Source organism: Bacillus sp. Bwzl_19 (assembly GCF_054900515.1).
The window spans coordinates 988,837-1,009,546 of sequence record NZ_CM142729.1 but is presented as its reverse complement, the minus strand read 5'-3'; the positions used below and the strand labels follow the sequence as shown (position 1 = coordinate 1,009,546).

Sequence of the window (20,710 nt, the reverse complement as noted above, 5' to 3'; positions counted from 1 at the left end):
TTAGTATGAAAACAAAAGAATTAGTCATTATGGCCCTGTTTGCGGCAATCGGAGCGGTGCTTCACTCCATTATGCCGCCGGTATTATTCGGAATGAAACCCGATATGATGCTTGTGATGATGTTTATGGGCATTCTGTTATTTCCCCGTGTGCAGAACGTGCTGATGATCGGAATTGTAACGGGAATCATTTCCGCACTCACGACATCTTTTCCGGGCGGACAGCTTCCGAATATCATTGAAAAACCGGTAACGGCGTTTCTGTTTCTGGCGCTGGCGCTTTTGATAAAAAAGAGCGTGAAAACAGCGGCGGCTGCCGTCATTACGATAGCCGGCACCTTCATCTCCGGCGTGATCTTTCTGGCGCTGGCCCTTCTGATTGTCGGCCTGCCGGGCGGATTCACCGCATTGGTGCTCGCGGTCGTCCTTCCGGCGGCTGCGCTGAATGCGATCGCCATTGTCATTATGTATCCGATTGTGCAGACGATCTTAAGACGGTCCAATATGATTGAAACGGTGAAATAGCCGCATACTGAAACCTCTTCCGGCCGGAAGAGGTTTTTTAATGTGTTACAGCATGTTTTACACGAGAAGTTTTGTGAAAAAGATAAGGAACAATGCGAGGGCGGTTCCTGCTGAGCAGACAATGGCCTTTTGGCGGACGACCCGCTTCGGCGGATAAGAAGCGGCCTGACCGAGCAGTTTAAGGTAGTAAACGGCGCCCGCCGCGAAGACAAGAGCCATACAAGATAAAACAATCATGAAGACAGACAACCTTCTCCCTCCTTTTCCCTTAAAAAATATGCTAAAATAAAGCAAGCTATGTATAGAAGTTTATTCTTCTGAACAAAAATGATAAAAGTGACAAGAAAAAAACGGGGTGATTTCAAATGGCTGACGGACGTTCCCTTTTAAAAGGCCTTTTCGTAGGCGGATTGATCGGAGGCGCGGCGGTTTTGCTTTCGGCTCCTTCATCCGGAAAAGAGCTGCGGGGCAAAATCAAAGCGAATTGCAATTCAATTGAGGACACAATCAGACGGTTAAAAAGAGACGGAATGGCGCTTAAGGACCAGCTTGTCCAAACAGCGAAAGAAAGCGCCGAAGTCATTAAAGACGTAGGCGGAGAGCTTCAGACCAGCATTAAAAGGTGGCAGGAGGAAATCAAGCCGCACCAGCAGGATCTCCAAAAGGAAATCGCTGATATTGAAGAGAAAATCAGACAGCTGGAGAAAACCTTACAAAACTAATATCCTATACAACCAAAAAAAGTGCGGACATATTGCGTTCCGCACTTTTTTTGCGTGTTTAAAACCTTTCACAGCAATGGATTAAGAATTTATTATAAAATTCTTAAATTTTCATCTTTATTAATCTTTATTTTATTGGCATAATAGAGGGAAAGAAAAGGTGAAGCAGGTGATCTGTATTGAATCGTGTTGAACCGCCTTACGATCTAAAAGAAGCTTTAATCTATACCCAAAAAATGGCTCAGCTGTCCAAAGCGCTGTGGAAATCTATCGAAAAAGATTGGCAGAATTGGCTGAAACCGTACGACCTTAATATTAACGAGCATCATATATTATGGATTGCTTATCAGCTTAAAGGAGCTTCTATTTCAGAAATCGCCAAATTCGGCGTTATGCACGTATCAACTGCGTTTAATTTTTCAAAAAAACTTGAAGAACGCGGATATCTGAAATTTTCCAAGCGGCTGAATGACAAACGGAACACGTACATTCAGTTAACAGAAGAAGGGGAAAATGTATTCGAAAGTCTTCTTGAGGAGTTTGCCCCGTCGAGAAACGCGGTGTTTAAAGGTTCACAGCCGCTCTACCATTTATTCGGGAAGTTTCCGGAAATTGAAGAATTAACCTGTGTCATCCGCCACATTTACGGCGAAGATTTTATGGAGATATTTGAGAAATCATTGACAAACATAAACAATGATTTTGAAAGTGAAGACGGAAGTCTGAAGAAAAAAACGGGCGAATCGGCTGTCCATGAAACGGCTGAAGAACTGGAACCGATCAACAGTTAATCAAAGTGCTTCATAATCTCAATAAATTCTTCCATCAGCGCTGTATAAAGCCCCTGCTCATACAAAGCAAAAATCGTTTCATGAACATCTAATTTTTCGTTCAGCTGTCCCGCAAAAAGCGCAAGGAGTTTGTCGAACGTCACAAAGCCTTGCGCTTTTTGCGACTCCAGCTCGTCCTCCAATTCGCGGCAGATCCGCCCGACCTCTTCACCTTCCTCTTCGGTCAGCCCTTTTTCGATCATCATCGCATAAAAAGGGTACTTATCCATATCCACTGTTTTCACAAGCAATTGTATGTAATATTCTAACCGCCCGATACGCTGATCCATTGAATCCATCCGTTTCACTTCTTTCTATCTTTAATCTTATTTTAGCTGATAATGAATAGAGAAGAAAGCTTAAACCGTACATTTCCATGTTTCACCGCTCTCTTCTGATCTTCCCTTTCCGGGTTTATTTTTTTCTTTAAAAAAGGATTGATTTTTTCTCCTGAAGAGAGTAAATTATTTTGAGATTGTATTCCATCTTTGTACGGAAGGATGACTCTGATGAATTGCTGGAAAACCATTAATCTGATCAAAGATTATGGTGCGGTTCGTTTATTATTGACTGCTGTAGGTTTTATGATCCTGTTTTTTATATGCAACTTCTTGGCATTCGGGCTGCTGCGTCCGAATATCAGTTTAAGTGACGGGCATGTATTTGCTTTTTGCGTTCTGCTCGTCGTTACTTTATTTGTACATAAAGTCATACATGTCCTGCCGATGATCTGTAAAAAAAGAAAAAAGGAAATGAAAATGTACTTTTTGCGGATGCCGACATGGAAAGGCATACCAAAAACAACAATGCTGATTTCAACGATCAGCCCGTTTTTATTCATTACGCCGGTATTATTTTATGCCGGGCTGGCATTTCCGAGTCACGCCCATTACTTTTATATGATTTCGAGCATTCATGCGGGTTATTGCCTGCCTGATCTTCTGTTTGCGCTGCATCTGGTCAAAGCGCCCAAATCATGTCTGATTGACCAGGAATCCGACGGCTTTGATATTTTAGTAAAAAAAGTGCCGGAGTCTTGATGTCCGCTGATTTTTCAGCTTACATTCTATCTTTTTCAATAAATATTTGGTAATGTAATATGGGAGCAGTTCAGAGAGAGGGGGAATCTCCCATCATTTTATTCTATTTTATCGTGGCTGCCCTGTTTATTCTTTATTTCATAAACAGGCTCACAAATACATTATGCCTTGTCAGAGAGATTCCTGAAGACCGGCAGGATAAGGTATTCCGTTTTATTAATGTATCTATTTTAATTTTACTGATCTCTTCGTTCGTCGAGATCTCCTTTACTGTGTAAACAGGCAAAAAAATATGGCTGCCGGCGGATTAACGCGGACAGCCATATTTTTTTCTTAGTAAATCCAAGAAGCGCCGATGATGATCAATAAGATGAACAGAACAACCAACAATGCAAAACCGCCTGCAAATACTTCACCCATCTCCAAAAGCACCTCCTACAAAACGTTTTATTTTTCCAATTACATCATATGCAATTCACTTCAGAAACGATTAGGCGCTCGGGTAAGAAAATGGACCGCTTTAGAAAAAGCGATCCGGTCCGCTTAGCAAATGTAAGCTGCCCCTACAATAACAAGCAAAATGAACAGTACTACGAGCAGCGCAAAACCGTTTGAATATCCTCCGCCCATGGTTCATTACCTCCTTTTCATGATCAATATATTTGTATGTATCAGGAAAAAGTTTGACTAGACGAATGCCCTTTATTTAAAATCTTTTTACAGAAAGCCACAATATGTTATGATACGCATATGCAATTTAATTTGGATGATTAGGAGTGTTTAAAGGAATGAAGAAAATCGCGATAGCAGCTATTACGGCAACGAGCGTCCTCGCTCTCAGCGCATGCAGCAGCGGCGACAACGACGTGATTGCCAAGACGGATGCCGGCAATGTGACAAAAGGCGAGCTCTACACGAACATGAAAAAAACCGCGGGCGCAAGTGTGCTGACACAGCTCGTACAAGAAAAAGTATTAGCCAAAAAATACAAAGTATCGGATAAAGAAATTGATAACAAGCTGAAAGAGTACAAAACTCAGCTCGGCGACCAGTACAGCGCCCTTAAACAGCAGTACGGCGAAGATTACCTGAAAGATCAGGTGAAATACGAACTGCTTGCCCAAAAAGCGGCGAAAGACAACATCAAAGTCACTGACTCCGACACGAAAGAATATTACGACGGCTTAAAAGGTAAAATCCGTGCGAGCCACATCCTTGTCGCTGATAAAAAGACAGCTGACGAAGTGGAGAAAAAGCTGAAAAAAGGCGAGAAGTTTGAAACGCTTGCGAAAGAATACTCAACTGACAGCTCAAAAGACAACGGCGGCGACCTTGGCTGGTTCGATAAAAAATCAATGGATGAGACATTCAGCAAAGCTGCATTCGGCTTGAAAGTCGGACAAGTCAGCGATCCGGTCAAAACAAAATTCGGTTATCATATCATCAAAAAGACGGAAGAACGCGGCAAATATGATGACATGAAAAAAGAACTGAAAGAAGAAGTTCTTAAACAGAAGCTAAACGACAACTCAGCTGTACAGGCAGCGATTCAAAAAGTCATGAAGAAAGCTGACGTAAAAGTTGAAGACAAAGACTTAAAAGACACGTTTAACACTTCAGCTTCAACATCTTCTGAATCTAAATAAAAAAACTGTGCGGGCTCTCGGCGAGCCGCACAGTTTTTTTATGCGATGGAATGATTGGAGTTCTCTTCTGCATCCCCGTTTTCATTTTCGGGCGCCGCCATACGGCGCTCGCGTTCCTGCTCCATCCGTTCAATATACACTCTTCCTTCTTTTTCAATAAACGACTGGTCAAGCTTTTCCTCTTCTTTAGCTGTCGTGAAAAGCTTATAAGCGCTGAAAATAATCCCGATAATGCAGAGGTATACCCACCAAGGAAAAAATAGCACGTTGTTTTCCTCCCTTTTTCACCCAGAGTCTTTATTCTAAGCTATGCTTGATAAAGACAAGTTATGAGAGCTGAACGTAAAAAAGACCGATCGCAGAGGATCGGCCTTTTTTATCTTATTGATGGAAAGTCGGTTTGTAGAAAGAGCGGTTTTCAAGCGCAAATACACGCTCTGTGTACTCGCCCGGTTTCACCCGTTCCAGTGCTCTGTCCATCATGATCATTTTTGCATCCAGATTGTCAATGTAGTGCAGAATTTCCGCTTCTTTCACCATCGGCGGTTTCGGGCTTCCCCACTCCGCTTTTCCGTGATGGCTTAAAATCAAATGCTTCAGAATCAGCACTTCTTCAGCATCAATCTGAAGCTCTTCGGCTGCTTTTGAAAGCTCTGTCACCATGATTGAAATGTGTCCGAGCAGATTCCCTTCCACGGTGTACGTCGTGGAGACAGGGCCTGAAAGCTCTTTTACTTTGCCGAGATCATGCAAAATGACTCCCGCATACAGCAAATCCCGGTCAAGTGACGGATACAGATCGGCAATCGCTTTTGCCAAGTTCAGCATGGACACGACGTGATACGCGAGCCCTGAGACGAACTCATGGTGGTTTTTAGCCGCCGCCGGGTAATCCATAAAATCAGCGGCATATTTTTTGATCAAATGTCTTGTGATCCGCTGGATGTTTGGATTTTTCATTTCAAAAATATATTGCGTGACGGTCTCCATCATTTCATCTTTTGGAATCGGCGCCGTTTCCAGAAAATCATCAATGCTGACATTTTCATTCTCGGCGGCCGGCCGGATATTTCTCAGTTTAAGCTGGTTTCGACCGCGATAATGATGGACATCTCCGATTACCTTCACGATCGTCTGCGCCGCGTACGTGACTTCATCAGTCGGCTTGGCATCCCACAGCTTCGCTTCGATATCCCCGGATTGGTCCTGCAGCATTAATGTCAGAAACGGTTTTCCGTTGCTAGCGATTCCTTTAGTCGAAGATTTAATCAGAAAGTATTGATCGACCTGCTCGCCGACCTCGTGCAGCATAATACCTTTTGCCATTCTATTAAAAGCTCCCTCCATATCTTACATAATACCAGTATAGCACATACCTCTTTTTTGAAAATAAACTCTTTTATGACAGGAGCCGCATGACTTGCCCGCTGTGAAATGACCGGCTGACATGCTCATGGCAGGTGAAATAAAGAATCTGACGGCCGCCTTCTGAAAGCTGATTCAGCACATCAAACAGCCGCTGCAGCCGCTCCCTGTCAAAATGAACAAAACTGTCATCAAGTAAAAACGGAAGTGATACCGCAGATTCCCGTTCTGATGCAAGGGCAAAACGGATCGCCGCATAAAGCTGCTCGCATGCCGCCTGTGACAGCTCGCTTGCAGAAAAAACCGTGCCGTCTTTCTGCATGACCATAATGGAGTCATCAGCTTCAGAGAAATACAATTTCTGATAGCGTCCGTCCGTAAGCGGTCCGTACAATGCACCTGCGGTTTCCAACAGACGGGGAAGCGTGACTTTTTTATGCCGCTCCATTTTTTCTCTGATGATGTGTCTGACCGTCTGCAATGCGGCCCACTCTTTAGCTGTTTTTTTAACGCGTTCTTTCTGCATTTCTGTCTGCTGTTTTAAATCGGATACCAGCCCCGAGGACTCCAGCTGTTCTTGTTTCACCGTTAATAAAGCGATCTGCTCACGGAGATGGGCGATTTTTTCCTCAAGTGTTTCTTTCTCTTGTTCTTTCTGAACGGCTGTATGTTCAAGTTCGGGCACTGTGCGGCTCATGTACGGCTCCAGCTGTTTGCCGCCCTTGCCGGATAAGTGCGTTTTGATTTCGCACAGCTTCCTCTCTGTTTCCCGGCGGCTTTCATTCAGCCTGCCAAGTTCACAAAAGTGTTCACGGTTTTTTGCCCCTGCCTCTGTAAAAAGCTGTTTGACCTGCTGTTCGTAGTAATGAACTTCTTCGTTTAATTCACGGATTTGCTCTTGGGTATGCAGCAGGTCTGTTTCGAGCGCCTGTTTTCGTTTTGCATCTTCACGGGCCCGTTCTGCCTGCTGCAGCAAAAAGTGCAGCCTTTCTTTTACGGACAGCTCCCGGCCGTCTGAAGGACTCAGCTTTTTGACCCGTTCCTCAAATGCTCGTTGCAGTTTTTGCAGCCGCCCCGCTTCAATGGTCAGCTCATGCTTGGTAAGGATTTCTTTTTTGACATCTTTCATCACATGATATGCGTCGAGGAGATGGGACGGGCTGCCCGAAAACCCCAGTTCCTTCATAAAATGTTCCGTCTTTTTTTCAGAGGGCGCCATTTCGGCCTCCCATTCTTCATATTGGCGGATGACTCTTTCATATGCCGCTTCTTTCTGTTCAAGCACCGCTTGATCCGCAATCAGCTGCTGCCGATGCTGGCCGTCACGCCATAGCTCTTCCTGCAGAAGATCAGCCTCTTCTTTTGAGATCAGGGGCTTCTGCTTTTTGTGACCGGGCCGGCTTCTTTCAGACGGCAGCGCCTTTTGCATGCCAGTCAGCACGTACAGCATCAGAGCGCCGGTAAAAAGGGCGGCGGGCAGCCATTCCTTTAACATAACGAAAATCGCAATGAACAGAATGCCCGTACCGAGAAAGAGCTTTTTTTGTTTGGCGCGCTGTTTTTCCAGCTGCCGGAGATGAGCCTGCCATTCGTTTCCTTCAGTATCAGCCGTTTGTTTATATGCTTGTAAGGCGGCTTCTTTTTCTTTTCTGACAGCGGGTTCCAAGACGTTTTCTGCCGTCACGGCATGTTTTCGTTCAGCGTCTTCCAGCTCCAGCCGCGCTTGTTCAAATAGAGAGTCGAGCTGTGTTTTTCTTTCTCTGGCCTGTCCGGCGCTCTGAACGGCTTCTTGCAGCTGCCATTCATATTCATAATCGGTGTTCAGCGAAAGAATGTCGTCTTCCTCATGTCTGCCGAGCTGCTGTAATCCTGAAGAAACACGGGCTGATGTCTGCCGGATCTGTGATTGGATGGCGGCAAGCTGTTCGCCGCGTGATTCGTACATATGCTGCTCGCCGGAAAGCTCCTGCAGCTGCCGCTCTTTTTGTAACATGTCCTCATTTGGAGAGAGCAGATCAGCCTGCCGTTTGATTTCAGCCGCTTTTGCCCGAAGCCCCTCAAGCCGGGCCGCTTTCGGATGGAGATGCGATTCGTATTTTTCCAGCTGATGCATTCCGTCCTTCGGGAATTGCTCCGCTGCTTCCGGGTAAGAAGAAAGTTCGCTTTCCAGCGCTGTTTTTTTGTCCGCAAGCGGCTTTGCTTCTATCGCCGCTTTTACTGTTTTGATTTCTTCAGTTATATCTTTCAATTGCGCTTTGGCATCCTGCAAACGGCCGCCGGCGCTTTTTTTCTCTTCCAGGAGGCTGTGATAGCCCGCTTCCGCAGTTTCCGCCTGTTTGAGCTTGGCGCTGAGCCGCTTTAATGTATCCAATTCCTGATTTAAGCGGGGGTTCCGCCCGTTCGGCTTATACATTCTTTCAAGTTCTTTCGCCAGTCTGCCGTCAAGCTTCGCCGCCGCTTCAGACCCGAATAAGCTGGAAAACAGGAGAAACTCCCCGATTTTGTCTCGGTTAAAGGCTTGAATCTCCTGCAGTCCGAATACATCAAACGAATAGATCGCTTCGTACAGCGCACGATCTGTATCGGAAAGCAGCTGTTTGAGCCATTTTCCGTCCTTAATTTCGCCTGAAGCCGTGTACACTCTGACTTTTTCGGCAGCCCCTTTTGTCCGTTCGATTTTGACAGCACCGTAATCGTCATGATTCAGTTCCACAACGCCGCCGTAAACCCCGCCGGTTTTCGGTTCGTATTTTTTTGATTTCGGAAAACCGAACAGGACGCTTTTGATAAAGGACATCAATGTCGTTTTGCCCGCTTCATTTAATCCGTAGATGACTTGTACGGGGGAATCCGACAGCTGAAAGCTTCGATTGGAAAATTTTCCATACTGGTAAATATAGAGCGCCGTTATTTTCATCGCTGAAGCTCCTTCAGCTGTCGCTTTAAAACGGCTTGGGCCTGCCGCTTAATGTCCAGCACCTCTTCATCTGTAAATGAAGTCATCTGCCGCCGATATACGGGATGACGCTCGAGCGCTTCAAACCCACCACTCATGTCCGCGCATTGTTCTATGTCCTGAAGCAGCCCTTTAAAAAACGGATCGGGCGGGACGGTGTCTGTTTCATCCGTCCGATCCTCAATCGCAAGCGGCCAGACGAAACATTCCTCTTCGGCCTCTTCCTCCTGTAAAGCGGAAAGGAGCTCCTCTGCGATCCCTGCGGGCGCCTCCGTCCAAAAGCGGGGCGCCGCACCGCGGAGCACCAGCCTGATACATGCCGGGCGGCCCGCCGCACGCAAGCCTGAGAACGAATCCGTGGCGGCTTTCATAAGTGAGGTCATATGTTCAGCTCCGGAAATATCAAGGTCAATTTCCTCCCATAACACATCGTGCGCTTCTTTGAATTCCCAAGACATCTCACCGTTTGCCGCCCGGACGAGATAATATCCCTTAGGGCCGGTTTCTTTTAGATGGCGGGCTTGAATATTTCCGGGGTAAATGGCGGCGGGATGCTGAGCGGAAAGAACCTGCCGTTTATGAATGTGTCCGAGCGCCCAGTAATCCATGCCGCTCTTTTCAAGGTCTTCTTTCGTAAACGGGCAGTACGGATCATGTCCTTCCGCTCCTGATAACGTGCCGTGGAGCATGCCGATATGATAAGGCGCGCCGGTCATTTTCCGGTACCGGGCGGCCTGATTGGCCGTTACGCTTCTTTCCTGATAGCTGCATCCGTATATGCTTGCCGCAAGCTCTCCGTTTTTAAAGAAAGATTTTTCCTCCGGTGTATCCGAGGTGAATATATGTACATTTTCAGGCCATTCAATCGGTGTCCACTCACCGCCCAAATGATCATGGTTGCCGAATATGACGAACACTTGGATATCCGCTTCCTGCAATCTGGTAAACTGTTTTCTCAAAAACAGCTGGGCTTTTAAACTTCTGTTGGCTTCGTCAAACAGATCCCCCGAAAGCAGCACGAAATCGACCCGCTCCCCGAGCGCCCCGTCCGTAAGACGGCGGACGCTGTGAAATGTGCTTTCTTTAATACGCGCATATACCGGTTCAGGCAGATGCGAAATGCCGTAAAACGGGCTGTCCAGATGCAGGTCAGCGGCATGAATAAACGTCAGATCAGCCATCTCGCCCTCCCCTTTCTGTAGATTGAATTACCCTTTATTTTAGCATCGTTTTCATGCGAATGCACGTTCTGGATCATAAAAAAACAGCCCGGCTGTCTCGGGCTGTTTGGACTTATTTTTTGGAGATGCGCAGCGCTTGTTTGATCGCTTTGAATCCGCCGGCGTTTCCGTAAATCAAAACGCCGCCTTTGTAAATTTTCGCGCCGACCGTTGCAAAGATCACGATTGTGACCAGAGTCAGGGCGATTCCGGCCGCCGCCTGCCAAAACGGGATATCGAGCATCCCGACGCGTAAAAACATAATCATCGGCGTGAAAAACGGAATGTAAGATGTAACGGTAATAAAGCCCGCATCAGGATTGCCGAGGCCGAACATGGCGATCATAAAACCTGCCACGATTAAAAAAACCATTGGCTGAATCGTCTGCTGCACATCCTCTATCCGGCTGACAACACTGCCGAGAAACGCGGCAAGCGTCGCGTAAAGAAAATAGCCGAGCAGATAGAAAATGACGGCATAGACAATCGTCGAGACGGGAACATCCGTAAAATTGAGAAATGCACTGATCGGCGACGACTCATCATTTTGAGGGTTCAGCTTCAGTGAGAGAAAACCCGCCGCAAGCAGCACCGCAAACTGTGTGATCCCGACAAGCGCGATACCGAACAGTTTGGCAAACATCTGCTGAATCGGCGGCATGCTTGAAATTAAAATTTCCATGACCCGTGACGATTTTTCCGTCGCAACTTCCATCGCAATCATGCTTGCGTACATGATGACTGAAAAGTAGATGACAAACAGCATGATGTATACAAGCCCCATCACCTGACCGAGCTCTTCCTCAGATTTCGCCCCTTTTTCCAGCGCGTCTTTGCTGACTTCAGGCGGAGTGTAGAGGCTGCTGACTTTTTCTGCCGAAATGCCGAGCTTGGCGGTTTCAACAGCGGTCTTTGTCTGTGTTAAAGCCTGCTTGAGAAGTTTATACGCTGATTCATCAGAAATGGTCAGCGCCTTGTAGGCTCCTGTTATCGTTCCTTTTTGATCTTGTCTGATGATAAAAAGCCCGTCCCATTCACCATCTTTGACACGCTTTACGGCATCTTTTTCGGACTCCTTCGTCTGCATCGCCTGCAAATCATTGTCTGTATCCGCCGCTTTAAGCTGTTTTGCAAATGCCGGGTACAGCCCGCCCGTTTCATCAATCACCGCGATTTGCTGCTTGCCGTCATCCGATTGGAACACTGAAATGATCGATTGCAGGTTGGTCACCGCTAAAACTAATAAAACGGTAATGGCGGTCGAAATAATGAATGACTTTGTCGTAATTTTGTTTTTATATGTATGAAACAGCATAATCCAAAATTTATTCATAAACGGCCCCCACCTTTTCTATAAAAATATCATGCAGTGACGGCTCTTCCAATTCAAACTTCCGTATAAAACCTTTCCCTTGCAGCGCCTGAAAAATATCCTGAGACACCGGTTCATTCGCGACCTGCAGCCTGATCCCGTCATTTGTTTCCTTCCATTTCACGACACCTTCATGCGTTTTTAAAAAGCTGAGATCGTCATCTGAATGAACGGTGATATTTTTTTTGCCGAAAGACCGCTTAATGTCTTTCAGATTGCCTTGAACGACAGGTTTTCCCTTTTGGAGAATGCATAGATTCTCGCAAAGCTCTTCCACATGCTCCATTCGGTGGCTAGAAAAAACGATGGAAACGCCGCTGTTTTTTAAAGAAATAACGGCTTCTTTCAGCAGCTCGACATTCACCGGATCAAGGCCGCTGAAAGGTTCATCGAGAATCAGCAGCTCAGGCTTATGCAGGACAGCGGAAATGAACTGGATTTTCTGCTGGTTTCCTTTTGACAGCTCTTCGACTTTCTTATTCTTGTAATCTGTAATGCCGAACCGCTCAAGCCATGTGATGAGCTCTTTTTCCGCATCTTTTTTTCTCATTCCTTTTAATCTCGCAAGATAGACAAGCTGGTCACTCACTCTCACTTTCGGGTACAGCCCCCGCTCTTCCGGGAGATAGCCGATTTTTTCGCTGATAGAATAATTGACCGGCTGCCCTTTCCATCTGATATTTCCGTCAGTCAGGCTTAAAAGACCCAAAATCATCCGAAAGGTCGTCGTTTTTCCCGCGCCGTTTGCGCCGAGCAGCCCGAACATCTCCCTTTCAGGTATTTGCAGGTTCAAATTATCAACAGCGGTAAAGCTGCCGAATGTTTTCGTCACGTGTTCAATTGTAAGCACGAATCCAACTCCTTCCGCTACCCATTATATACTAATAATGGGTAAAAATTAATGGAGGATTTTAAATTCTTTATCAGAATATCATTCTATAAAGGAGGTGACGTGATGGGACAATTTGTATTGACCGCATTCCACGCATCGGGGGAAACACTGCTGAATGAACGGATCGAAGCAGAAAATGAGGCGGAGGCGAAAGCCGCCGGAGAGGCTTTATTAAAAGAAAAAAAGCTTGAGAACAATACTCATCGCTTGGTGAATGAAGCCGGAAAGCTGATTTTATTTCACAGATAACAGAAGCTTTCCGGCTTCTGTTTTTTACCGGTTAAACTGCGGCGTCCGCTTTTCTAAAAAGGCGCGGATGCCCTCTTTATGATCATCCGTTTTTCTCATATTTTCCTGGGCCTTTCGTTCAAGAGACAAAACATCTTTTAACCGGCTGATATGGAGGCTTTGATAGATAGCCTTCGTTTCAATCATTGCTGACAGCGGCGCATGTAGCAATCGGTCGATATACGGTTTTGCCCCCGCCGCAGGGTCACCGCTGAACAGCCCGTCGGCAAGCTTGAGCCGCACCGCTTTTTCAGCCGGCAATTTTTCACCACTCCAAATCAGCTTTTTCGCTTCGATCTCACCGACGCGTCTCATTAATAAGTAATGGCCTCCTCCGTCGGGAACCAGCCCGATGCCGATGAAATTCATCGCGAGGCGGGCGTTTTCTTCTGCGAGCACCACATCGGCGCACAGCGCAAAACTCAGCCCGAGCCCCGCCGCGGCCCCGTGGATGGCGGCTATCACAATTTTTTTCATATCATAGAGGGTCAGTGTAATGGATTCGATCATTTTCATGAGCCGTTCATATTCTCCTGAATCATGTTCCGACGTCATCATCTGAATATCACCGCCTGCGGAAAATCCCCTGCCTTCCCCCCTCAAAAGGACGATAAGCGCCTCACTGTCAGCTGCCATGACGCATGCATTCTCTAATTCCCGCAGCATTTGTTCATTCAGCGCATTGTAACTGTCAGGCCGGTTCAACACTATCTCTGCGATCTTTCCCTTTTCTTCATATCGAATATACTGCATGTTTACATCCCTCTTGTATCCGCTTACATTTTTTGTTCAAATAATATATTCCTTCCGCCGAAGCGAAACTCCTTTATTTTTCAAGGTCAACAGATACCGAAAAATGCATATCATTTGAAACTGAACATACATTTTTATATAGTGAAATTGGCACACAAGACACAAAGGGGGGAACGCCGATAATGAAATATGTGATACTCAGCTTTTTACTGAGCTTTTTTATGGTGCTGTTTCCCCCTTCGGATGTCGCCCTTCCTTCCCAATTGGTGACAGAAACAGACAGCCACGTTCAAATTTCGGTTTACCCGCAGGAGACGGACTCGGCAAAAACGCCGGCTCATACCAAAACCGCTCCGTACGGCCTGTCTAAAGGATACGACGTATTATCCCGGATGGTCACCCTGTTGTCTGTCAAACCTCTTGATCAATTTATTGATTCCACACTGGAAAGGACGTGCGCCATTCCGATACAATACCAGTCAAATTACCTCCGGCATCAGACAATCTCTCAATGCCAGTCTGTATTTACGGTTTAAAAACAGTATATTCCGGAGGGATTTTTTATGAATATTAAAGAAAACGATCTGCCCGGCATCGGAAAAAAATTCGAAATCGAAACGAGAAACCATGAAAAAATGACGATCATTATTCATGATGACGGCAGGCGGGAAATTTACAGATTTGATGACCGAGACCCCGATGAGCTTCTGGCAAGCATTTCACTTGATGATGCAGAAGCAAGGCAGATTGCCGCGATTATCGGCGGGATGGTGTACAAACCGCAGGCGCTTGAATCAATTGAAATGGCGTTCAGCGATCTGATCATCGAATGGTTCAAAGTTGAAAAAGGAGCAAAAGCGGCCGGGCGGACGCTCGGCGAACTGGATGTGCGCCAGAACTATGATGTGACGGTGATCGCCATCATTAAGCATAACCAGAAAAAGTTTTTAAACCCTGGCGCTGATTCGCTCCTTGAAGCAAACGATACACTCGTTCTCTCAGGCGAAAGAAAGCATCTGAAGAAACTGATCCAAGACTTCCTCACCAGAGACGGAGTGTGATCTGTTTATGGACCATCTCGTATTTGAAGTCGGTACGGCGCTAGTTCTTGTGGCCATTGCGAGTGTCATCGCCAATAAAATTAAATTTTCCATCATTCCCTTCCTGATCATTTTAGGGATGCTTGTCGGGCCGCACGCCCCCCAAGCGGGCATCATTGACCTGACGTTTATCGAAAGCCGGGAAGTTATTGAATTTTTTGGACGGATGGGCGTCCTGTTCCTCCTCTTTTACCTCGGACTTGAATTCTCGGTCGGAAAATTAGTGAAATCCGGTCGCTCCATCGCCGCCGGGGGAACGATTTATATTCTGATTAATTTCAGTTTAGGACTGATATACGGCTTTATCACGGGCTTTTCCTTTTTGGAAGTGCTTGTATTGGCCGGTGTTATCACGATATCATCAAGCGCCATTGTCGCAAAGGTGCTTGTCGACTTAAAACGCACGGCCAATCCGGAAACGGAGCTGATTCTCGGCATCATTATGTTTGAGGATATCTTTCTGGCGGTTTACTTATCCGTCGTTTCCGGACTTGTACTTGGAGACGCGACGTCTGTCGGGGGCGCGCTGCTGTCAATCGTGATCGCTTTCGGATACATGCTGCTGTTTTTCATTGCCGCGAGAAAATTGCCGCCTCTTCTGAACAAACTGCTGGATATCCGTTCAAACGAGGTATTTGTCATTGTCATTTTCGCCGCGCTCTTTTTCATCGCCGGCTTTTCCGAAACAATTCATGTCGCTGAAGCGATCGGCGCGCTCTTGCTCGGGCTCGTGTTTTCGGAGACAGCCCATTCTGACAGGATTGAACACCTTGTCGTGCCGTTCCGTGACTTTTTCGGAGCCATGTTTTTCTTCAGTTTCGGTCTGAGCATTGACCCGTTTTCACTGGGAGATGCGGTATGGCTTGCCCTCGGCGCCGTTCTGCTGACGATTGCCGGAAACTTTATCGCCGGCATGATTGCCGGGCGCCGGGCGGGGCTTTCTCATAAAGCATCGTCTAACATCGGGCTGACCATTGTCTCCCGCGGCGAATTCTCCATTATCGTTGCAAATCTCGGCATCGCCGGCGGCCTGTCCGCCTCACTCAAGCCGTTCGCCGCCTTATATGTGTTGATACTGGCCATTCTCGGCCCTTTGCTCACGAAAGAATCGAAGCGGATATATCTCCTGTTGAACAGTGTTTTCAAATGGAAAAAGCCTGAAAAGAAGCTGCAGAAATCATAAAAAAACTGACCTCTTTCTAAGGGGTCAGTTTTTTCGCGCGGGAAGAAATTGCTGAAAAGCTGTTTTTTTGTTAATGGAGAAATGCTCTCTTCCCAGAATCGTATTGATGATTTTTTGGTTTCTGTAAACAGACAGCTTCAAATTCGTAGCGCCCGTTCCGTGGGCATGATCAAGATTCGTTAACGTGAAAAAATGATGCCGCCTATCGTCCTTAAACACAAGACGGGAATCTGCCGTCACTTTAAACCGTTTCTCATCCTCCCATTCGATATCGGGAGAAATTGCCGTAAACCATTCCGGAATATGAGGTTTAAAGCCGGTCGCCAAAATTACTTTTTCTGAATCGGCCGTAAAGCTTTCATCCATCTGCCATTGATGAAAGCTCAGTACACAGCGCCCGTTTTGCTTTTCAATTTTTTCAAGCTCCGCCATCGGCTGAATATATACATCAGGCGAACCTCCGCTGATCGACCTGTGATACAGGGCGTCATAAATGGCGGCAAGTGTGTCAGAATCAATGCCGTGACGCAGTCCGTCCAGCTCCGGCAGTGTGTTCAGCCGTTCTTGAAAAGGCAGGCGGTTAAAATATTCCACATAATCGGGTGTAAACATTTCCTGCCCGAGCTTGGCGGTTTCTAATTCTCGAAATCCGGCGGAACGTGTCACCCATTGCAGCCGGCAGCGGCGGTATTGTTCATCTTGCAATAAATCAGAAAAAATCTCCGCTGCGCTCTGTCCGGAACCGACTACTGTGATTGATTCGGCGCCGGCGAGCTCATCTTTCCGAAACAAATATTCCGTGCTGACCATCGTGTCCTGACGCGCTTCGTCATCAATCTCTGCGGGAATAAGCGGCTCAGAACCCGTTCCCATAACGAAATGCTTCGTTTGATAGACACTGATGCTGCCGTCCTCGATGTTCTTAACGCTGACGTCATAATGCCCGCCGGCATTTTTCACGTCAATCACCTCTGAGCCGAAACGGCATGATTTGATTTCTGAAGCTGCCCAGCTTAAATAGTCATTAAACTCACGTCTTGGAATATCAAATTCATTAAACGTGTAAAACCGGTACAGCCGGTCATGCTCATGGAGAAAATTTAAAAACGTGTAGCGGCTTTTCGGATCAGCGAGCGTGACAAGATCCGCCAGAAACGCCACCTGTAAATCCGTTCCTTTAATTAACAGGCCCGGATGCCACGCAAATTCTTTCTTTTTATCGAAAAAAAGAGCGCTTGTTTCGGGTATATCCTCTAACAATGCGGCAAGGCCTAAATTAAACGGCCCGATTCCCGCTCCTATGACATCATACATATTGTACACCTCTTGCAAATAGCAGTCTGAATGGTCTTTTCCCGTTTTGACTGACGGATAAACATAAAAAAACGGCACGCTGATTCCGTGCCGTTTTTTTATTATAATGCAGATTTGACAAACATCTCATCTAAGTATTTTATTTTCTCTTCTGTATAATGCTCGAATCGGTCATTATATGATTTCGGGTCTTTCGGATTGGCGAAGTGCGTGATTTTTCCGGTTTCCGGATGAATGAATTTGCTTGCCGCGCCGCAGCCGATACCGATAATCGTCTGCACCTCTTCCATAATCATAATGTTGTAGATGCTTTCCTGACCCGGGAAGGAGTAGCCGACATTTTCAAGGTTCCCGAGAATATTTTTCTGCCGGTACAAGTAGTACGGCGTATAGCCGTGCTCTTTTGTCCAGCGCACGGCGTCATCCATCATCCGGGACACTTCCTGCCTGTCGGCAACCTTATACTTATGCTTGTTTCTCGTCATTTCTGACGCCCGTTTAAAAGAAAGCGTATGAACGGTCAAAGATTCAGGCATCAGCTTTTCCGTTTCATCAAGACTGTGCCTGAACTCTGCCGTCCCTTCTCCCGGCAGGCCGATAATCAAGTCCATGTTGATGTTATTCATGCCGTGTTTGCGGGAAAGATGGTATTTTTCGATGGTTTCTTCAACTGTATGGTGTCTGCCGATGGCCTTAAGCGTTTCGTTTTCATAAGATTGCGGATTGATGCTGATTCTGTCAATCTTATACTTATTTAAAACGGCAAGCTTTTCCTCCGTAATCGTGTCGGGTCGTCCCGCTTCAACGGTAATCTCCCTGATATTCTCTACATTCGGGAAAGAACGGACCATTTCTTCATATAAAAGGTCCATTTCCTCAGCCGTAATGCTTGTCGGCGTACCGCCGCCGAAATAAATGGTCGTCACTTTGATATCATGCTGTTTCAGCCATTCTCCGATTTTCTGCATTTCATAGTGAAGCCCCCATAAAAAGGAGCCGACTCTGCCTGCCTGTCCTTGGATGGCGTAAGCCGGAAACGTGCAGTAGGCGCATTTCGTCGGGCAGAACGGGATGCCGATATATATGCTGACTTCATCTTTGACCCGGTACAGATCGGGAACCGCGGCGAGCTGGCGGTCGACAATCTCCTGCATCAGATTGATTTTTTCATCATGTATCAGATAATCTTTTTTCAGATCGGCGTGCGCTTCTTCTTTTGTCAGGCCGCTTTGCAGCTTTTTATGAAGGAGTTTAGTAGGCCTGATGCCGGTTAAGATTCCCCATTTTTGTGTCATGCCCGTATGTGATTGGAGAAGATTTAAGTATACGTACGACAGCGTATTTTTCACCTGTTTAAATACTTCTTTTTCGCTCCAGCCGGCAAGAAGCGGTTTCGTGTGATGCTCCTTTTCGCCGGTTCCTTTGATTTCTCCCGATACTGACACGCTGTCTGCATCTTGAGAAATGGCAAGTGAAATGACGAGATCAGAAGGTTCCTCCGTTTCGCCGTACGCAAGAACACACTCTTCAAAAAATAAATTCGCGATATTCTGCAGCGGACGATGCAGCCTGTCATCCGTTATGCCGTCTATTTTTATTTGCAATGTGATCACCTTATTTTTCAGATTCAAAACTTTCTTTAGTGTACAGAAAGAACAGGCTAAAATCAATCCGCGAAAAAGCCGCAGACGGCGTTTCGTGTCTGCGGCTCTTCATTATGACCGTTTCATGTGGAACTTATCGAGAAAGCCTTTGCGGTGCTGCATGCGGAAGTATTCCTTAATCATATAGGCGACTCCCTGTTCATCATTTGACCTTGTCACCCAGTCCGCTTTTCTTTTTAATTCATTGGAGGAGTTCCCCATCGCGACACCGAGGCCGGCCAGCTCAATCATTGGCAGATCATCTTCCTGATGGCCGATGGCGACAACCTCTTCCATTGAAAGCCCAAGTTCAGCGGCGACCATCGAAAGTCCGCTTTCTTTTGACACCCCTTTAGGCACGATGTTCAGTTTTTCCTCATTGACGCGGATCACGTCCACGGCCGGGAATGCTTTCCCTATCGTATCCGTTATGTCAGCCTGCAATCCGTTTTCAGCATGCACCTCAATGACGGGCGCCGAAACCGGCTCATCAAGAAGCAGATCACTTAATGATTCGACAAACTGCACCGGGTAAAAAATCGGGTCAGACGGATGAATGATCGTTTTCCCAACCAGATTGGAGTTCACTTTCTTCTTGTTTCCGATCGAATATTTTTCGTGAAGAAGCCGGATATTGCATTGATAGCTTTCAAGCACCTGAACAATATTAAACGTATGATCTTCTGATATTTTCTTTACAAAAAACGGCTCATCTATTTTTTCGGAAATGTAGGCGCCGCTGTGGGTAACCAATTTTGCATTCAGCTTTAATATTTTCGCTACTTTTTGAGCGGAGCGAAAGTGGCGGTTTGTGACCAGTGTGACGTAAATTCCCTTTTTCTTGACGTATTCGATGGCATCCTTTGTCGTCTGATGCAGTTTGCCGTTGGAGCGAAGAAGCGCTCCGTCTATATTTAACGCCAGCATTTGTTTTGACACAGAGAAGTCCCCCTCCTTGATGACTGTACTTGTCATTAGGATATGACCCTGTCTCTTTGTTTAGAACAACCTTTTCCGAGCAGCAAAAAAGCCTGCCGTCAGCAGACTTTGAACTGTCGTTTTATTGGGATACGATCGATTTGCTGCCTTCTCCCCAATGTGTACTTCTATTTAAGAAATCTATCAGGAACCCCTTATTTGACCGTTGATGCGCTCGTTTCACTTACTCTCTGTTGCTACCCCTTAACATATCAGGCAGTATCGGCGACCGTATCCTTGGATCATCCTGTAAGTGTAGGCGCTTTCAAGGTTATTATCACACTTTTATTGTCAAAAGACAAGGGTTTTTTTAACTAAAAAAACCAGAAGAAATATCTATGCTGAATGTACGATAAAGCTCAAAAGGAACAGAAACCGCCATCACAAAGCCTTCAGCAAGCAGCATTCCTTGATTTTCAGTTGAATAAAAAAACCCCTCCATATCCGGGATGGAGGGGTCTGGAGCTTATTGCGGGTTTCCGTAAAGCTCTTCAAGAGGTTTCATGATAATTTTGTTTAACTCGCCGATCAGCATGCTAATGCGCTGTTCCGCTTCCATCAGCTGAGAAATCAAATCATGCTGCTGTACGAGAGCAACCGTTTTTTGCGCCTGCTCTACCTCTTCCTGAGTGATTTCTTCACCTGACATCTGTTTTTGCTGCAGCTGCAGCTGTACGTTGCGGAAATTATCAAACATGCGTTTTGCGGATTCATCTGCGTTTACCTGATCATAAAGCCCTCTCAGACGGCTGTATTCATCACTGTTTCGCAAAGCTTTTTCAAGATCATAAGCCGCATCATAAAAATTAACTGCCATAGTAACCGCTCCTTTCTTCCTTACAGACATACCACTCCACTATAACAGACTGCGGAGCGACTTTCAT

25 protein-coding genes are annotated in these 20,710 nt (G+C 46.2%); 10 read left to right on the top strand and 15 right to left on the bottom strand.

The annotated features are described in order from the left end of the window. The first annotated feature begins 5 nt into the window (after nt 1–5). Nucleotides 6–524: a tryptophan transporter gene (locus ACW5MY_RS05320; protein ID WP_013351710.1), complete on the top strand. Its 519-nt coding sequence runs from the start codon at nt 6–8 to the stop codon at nt 522–524. A 57-nt stretch (nt 525–581) separates the two neighbouring features. On the opposite strand, the gene ACW5MY_RS05315 is transcribed toward ACW5MY_RS05320, so the two are convergent. Then, the gene (locus ACW5MY_RS05315) at nt 582–773 is read right to left on the bottom strand and encodes a hypothetical protein (protein ID WP_007409223.1); all 192 of its coding nucleotides are present in this window, start codon (nt 771–773) and stop codon (nt 582–584) included. A 116-nt stretch (nt 774–889) separates the two neighbouring features. Here ACW5MY_RS05315 and ACW5MY_RS05310 point away from each other — a divergent pair, with 116 nt between their 5' ends. Together ACW5MY_RS05310 and ACW5MY_RS05305 are read left to right on the top strand one after the other, a co-directional pair. After that, entirely contained in the window at nt 890–1,246 is a 357-nt protein-coding gene (locus ACW5MY_RS05310) for a YtxH domain-containing protein (RefSeq protein WP_013351708.1), read from the top strand. A 179-nt stretch (nt 1,247–1,425) separates the two neighbouring features. Next, nucleotides 1,426–2,037, top strand: a complete 612-nt coding sequence (locus ACW5MY_RS05305; protein WP_013351707.1) for an HTH-type transcriptional regulator Hpr — start codon at nt 1,426–1,428, stop codon at nt 2,035–2,037. Here the strand turns inward: ACW5MY_RS05305 and ACW5MY_RS05300 are convergent. Further along, on the bottom strand, nt 2,034–2,375 hold the full coding sequence (locus tag ACW5MY_RS05300; RefSeq protein ID WP_003155243.1) for a YhaI family protein: 342 nt from the start codon (nt 2,373–2,375) through the stop codon (nt 2,034–2,036). The two genes, ACW5MY_RS05305 and ACW5MY_RS05300, sit on opposite strands and share 4 nt — an antisense overlap. A 210-nt stretch (nt 2,376–2,585) precedes the next feature. Here ACW5MY_RS05300 and ACW5MY_RS05295 point away from each other — a divergent pair, with 210 nt between their 5' ends. After that, on the top strand, nt 2,586–3,116 hold the full coding sequence (locus ACW5MY_RS05295) for a DUF3267 domain-containing protein (protein WP_013351706.1): 531 nt from the start codon (nt 2,586–2,588) through the stop codon (nt 3,114–3,116). 59 nt (nt 3,117–3,175) lie between these two features. After that, the gene (locus ACW5MY_RS05290; RefSeq protein ID WP_003155245.1) at nt 3,176–3,394 is read left to right on the top strand and encodes a hypothetical protein; all 219 of its coding nucleotides are present in this window, start codon (nt 3,176–3,178) and stop codon (nt 3,392–3,394) included. Between the two features lie 55 nt (nt 3,395–3,449). Here the strand turns inward: ACW5MY_RS05290 and yhzE2 are convergent, their stop codons facing one another. Both yhzE2 and ACW5MY_RS05280 read right to left on the bottom strand, forming a co-directional pair. Next, complete coding sequence (gene yhzE2, locus ACW5MY_RS05285; RefSeq protein ID WP_013351705.1) at nt 3,450–3,536, bottom strand: sporulation protein YhzE2; 87 nt, start codon at nt 3,534–3,536, stop codon at nt 3,450–3,452. Nucleotides 3,537–3,659: 123 nt separating this feature from the next. Next, on the bottom strand, nt 3,660–3,746 hold the full coding sequence (locus ACW5MY_RS05280; RefSeq protein ID WP_016938346.1) for a YjcZ family sporulation protein: 87 nt from the start codon (nt 3,744–3,746) through the stop codon (nt 3,660–3,662). Between the two features lie 158 nt (nt 3,747–3,904). On the opposite strand from ACW5MY_RS05280, the gene ACW5MY_RS05275 reads away from it, so the two are divergent. Then, nucleotides 3,905–4,762 (top strand): peptidylprolyl isomerase, encoded by an 858-nt coding sequence (locus ACW5MY_RS05275; protein ID WP_014469996.1) that lies wholly within the window; start codon nt 3,905–3,907, stop codon nt 4,760–4,762. A 38-nt stretch (nt 4,763–4,800) separates the two neighbouring features. Here the strand turns inward: ACW5MY_RS05275 and ACW5MY_RS05270 are convergent, their stop codons facing one another. The 6 genes from ACW5MY_RS05270 to ACW5MY_RS05245 all read right to left on the bottom strand — a co-directional run bounded on the left by ACW5MY_RS05270 (nt 4,801) and on the right by ACW5MY_RS05245 (nt 12,525). Continuing rightward, nucleotides 4,801–5,028, bottom strand: a complete 228-nt coding sequence (locus ACW5MY_RS05270) for a sporulation YhaL family protein (protein ID WP_013351703.1) — start codon at nt 5,026–5,028, stop codon at nt 4,801–4,803. Between the two features lie 115 nt (nt 5,029–5,143). Continuing rightward, a complete protein-coding gene (gene yhaM / locus ACW5MY_RS05265) occupies nt 5,144–6,088 on the bottom strand; it encodes a 3'-5' exoribonuclease YhaM (RefSeq protein WP_013351702.1) in 945 nt (314 codons plus the stop codon). A gap of 73 nt (nt 6,089–6,161) precedes the next feature. Next, nucleotides 6,162–9,044 (bottom strand): ATP-binding protein, encoded by a 2,883-nt coding sequence (locus tag ACW5MY_RS05260; RefSeq protein ID WP_013351701.1) that lies wholly within the window; start codon nt 9,042–9,044, stop codon nt 6,162–6,164. Beyond that, nucleotides 9,041–10,264, bottom strand: coding sequence for a metallophosphoesterase family protein (locus ACW5MY_RS05255; protein ID WP_014469993.1), 1,224 nt, complete (start codon nt 10,262–10,264; stop codon nt 9,041–9,043). Before ACW5MY_RS05255 ends, ACW5MY_RS05260 begins: the two co-directional genes overlap by 4 nt. Before the next feature lie 112 nt (nt 10,265–10,376). After that, on the bottom strand, nt 10,377–11,636 hold the full coding sequence (locus tag ACW5MY_RS05250) for an ABC transporter permease (protein WP_013351699.1): 1,260 nt from the start codon (nt 11,634–11,636) through the stop codon (nt 10,377–10,379). After that, entirely contained in the window at nt 11,629–12,525 is an 897-nt protein-coding gene (locus tag ACW5MY_RS05245; RefSeq protein WP_013351698.1) for an ABC transporter ATP-binding protein, read from the bottom strand. Before ACW5MY_RS05245 ends, ACW5MY_RS05250 begins: the two co-directional genes overlap by 8 nt. Nucleotides 12,526–12,630: 105 nt before the next feature. Here ACW5MY_RS05245 and ACW5MY_RS05240 point away from each other — a divergent pair, with 105 nt between their 5' ends. Then, the gene (locus tag ACW5MY_RS05240; protein ID WP_014469992.1) at nt 12,631–12,816 is read left to right on the top strand and encodes a YhzD family protein; all 186 of its coding nucleotides are present in this window, start codon (nt 12,631–12,633) and stop codon (nt 12,814–12,816) included. 24 nt (nt 12,817–12,840) lie between these two features. Here the strand turns inward: ACW5MY_RS05240 and ACW5MY_RS05235 are convergent, their stop codons facing one another. Beyond that, on the bottom strand, nt 12,841–13,608 hold the full coding sequence (locus ACW5MY_RS05235) for an enoyl-CoA hydratase (protein ID WP_013351696.1): 768 nt from the start codon (nt 13,606–13,608) through the stop codon (nt 12,841–12,843). A gap of 182 nt (nt 13,609–13,790) precedes the next feature. On the opposite strand from ACW5MY_RS05235, the gene ACW5MY_RS05230 reads away from it, so the two are divergent. The 3 genes from ACW5MY_RS05230 to ACW5MY_RS05220 are packed head-to-tail and all read left to right on the top strand — an operon-like array spanning nt 13,791 to nt 15,891. Next, complete coding sequence (locus tag ACW5MY_RS05230; RefSeq protein ID WP_013351695.1) at nt 13,791–14,144, top strand: hypothetical protein; 354 nt, start codon at nt 13,791–13,793, stop codon at nt 14,142–14,144. A 27-nt stretch (nt 14,145–14,171) separates the two neighbouring features. Further along, on the top strand, nt 14,172–14,669 hold the full coding sequence (locus tag ACW5MY_RS05225; protein ID WP_013351694.1) for a cation:proton antiporter regulatory subunit: 498 nt from the start codon (nt 14,172–14,174) through the stop codon (nt 14,667–14,669). A gap of 7 nt (nt 14,670–14,676) precedes the next feature. After that, nucleotides 14,677–15,891 carry a cation:proton antiporter gene (locus tag ACW5MY_RS05220; RefSeq protein WP_013351693.1) on the top strand — a complete coding sequence of 405 codons (1,215 nt, stop codon included), beginning with the start codon at nt 14,677–14,679 and terminating at the stop codon, nt 15,889–15,891. A 24-nt stretch (nt 15,892–15,915) separates the two neighbouring features. Here the strand turns inward: ACW5MY_RS05220 and ACW5MY_RS05215 are convergent, their stop codons facing one another. From ACW5MY_RS05215 to ACW5MY_RS05200, 4 genes are all read right to left on the bottom strand, one after another. Continuing rightward, nucleotides 15,916–17,205 (bottom strand): lysine N(6)-hydroxylase/L-ornithine N(5)-oxygenase family protein, encoded by a 1,290-nt coding sequence (locus ACW5MY_RS05215; protein WP_013351692.1) that lies wholly within the window; start codon nt 17,203–17,205, stop codon nt 15,916–15,918. A 101-nt stretch (nt 17,206–17,306) separates the two neighbouring features. Beyond that, entirely contained in the window at nt 17,307–18,809 is a 1,503-nt protein-coding gene (locus ACW5MY_RS05210) for a coproporphyrinogen III oxidase (RefSeq protein WP_013351691.1), read from the bottom strand. A gap of 111 nt (nt 18,810–18,920) precedes the next feature. Continuing rightward, a complete protein-coding gene (locus tag ACW5MY_RS05205; protein ID WP_014469988.1) occupies nt 18,921–19,787 on the bottom strand; it encodes a Cof-type HAD-IIB family hydrolase in 867 nt (288 codons plus the stop codon). A gap of 505 nt (nt 19,788–20,292) precedes the next feature. Continuing rightward, on the bottom strand, nt 20,293–20,643 hold the full coding sequence (locus ACW5MY_RS05200) for a YlbF/YmcA family competence regulator (RefSeq protein ID WP_041481637.1): 351 nt from the start codon (nt 20,641–20,643) through the stop codon (nt 20,293–20,295). Between the last annotated feature and the right edge of the window lie 67 nt (nt 20,644–20,710).

Coding starts and splice junctions, on each gene's coding strand:
- ACW5MY_RS05295 (WP_013351706.1), top strand. CDS start 2,586: ATGAATTGCTGGAAAACCATTAATCTGATCAAAGATTATGGTGCGGTT.
- ACW5MY_RS05235 (WP_013351696.1), bottom strand. CDS start 13,608: ATGCAGTATATTCGATATGAAGAAAAGGGAAAGATCGCAGAGATAGTG.
- ACW5MY_RS05280 (WP_016938346.1), bottom strand. CDS start 3,746: ATGGGCGGAGGATATTCAAACGGTTTTGCGCTGCTCGTAGTACTGTTC.
- ACW5MY_RS05300 (WP_003155243.1), bottom strand. CDS start 2,375: ATGGATTCAATGGATCAGCGTATCGGGCGGTTAGAATATTACATACAA.
- ACW5MY_RS05320 (WP_013351710.1), top strand. CDS start 6: ATGAAAACAAAAGAATTAGTCATTATGGCCCTGTTTGCGGCAATCGGA.
- ACW5MY_RS05220 (WP_013351693.1), top strand. CDS start 14,677: ATGGACCATCTCGTATTTGAAGTCGGTACGGCGCTAGTTCTTGTGGCC.
- ACW5MY_RS05240 (WP_014469992.1), top strand. CDS start 12,631: ATGGGACAATTTGTATTGACCGCATTCCACGCATCGGGGGAAACACTG.
- yhaM (WP_013351702.1), bottom strand. CDS start 6,088: ATGGCAAAAGGTATTATGCTGCACGAGGTCGGCGAGCAGGTCGATCAA.
- ACW5MY_RS05310 (WP_013351708.1), top strand. CDS start 890: ATGGCTGACGGACGTTCCCTTTTAAAAGGCCTTTTCGTAGGCGGATTG.
- ACW5MY_RS05255 (WP_014469993.1), bottom strand. CDS start 10,264: ATGGCTGATCTGACGTTTATTCATGCCGCTGACCTGCATCTGGACAGC.
- ACW5MY_RS05290 (WP_003155245.1), top strand. CDS start 3,176: ATGGGAGCAGTTCAGAGAGAGGGGGAATCTCCCATCATTTTATTCTAT.
- ACW5MY_RS05230 (WP_013351695.1), top strand. CDS start 13,791: ATGAAATATGTGATACTCAGCTTTTTACTGAGCTTTTTTATGGTGCTG.
- ACW5MY_RS05250 (WP_013351699.1), bottom strand. CDS start 11,636: ATGAATAAATTTTGGATTATGCTGTTTCATACATATAAAAACAAAATT.
- yhzE2 (WP_013351705.1), bottom strand. CDS start 3,536: ATGGGTGAAGTATTTGCAGGCGGTTTTGCATTGTTGGTTGTTCTGTTC.
- ACW5MY_RS05215 (WP_013351692.1), bottom strand. CDS start 17,205: ATGTATGATGTCATAGGAGCGGGAATCGGGCCGTTTAATTTAGGCCTT.
- ACW5MY_RS05225 (WP_013351694.1), top strand. CDS start 14,172: ATGAATATTAAAGAAAACGATCTGCCCGGCATCGGAAAAAAATTCGAA.
- ACW5MY_RS05275 (WP_014469996.1), top strand. CDS start 3,905: ATGAAGAAAATCGCGATAGCAGCTATTACGGCAACGAGCGTCCTCGCT.
- ACW5MY_RS05200 (WP_041481637.1), bottom strand. CDS start 20,643: ATGGCAGTTAATTTTTATGATGCGGCTTATGATCTTGAAAAAGCTTTG.
- ACW5MY_RS05260 (WP_013351701.1), bottom strand. CDS start 9,044: ATGAAAATAACGGCGCTCTATATTTACCAGTATGGAAAATTTTCCAAT.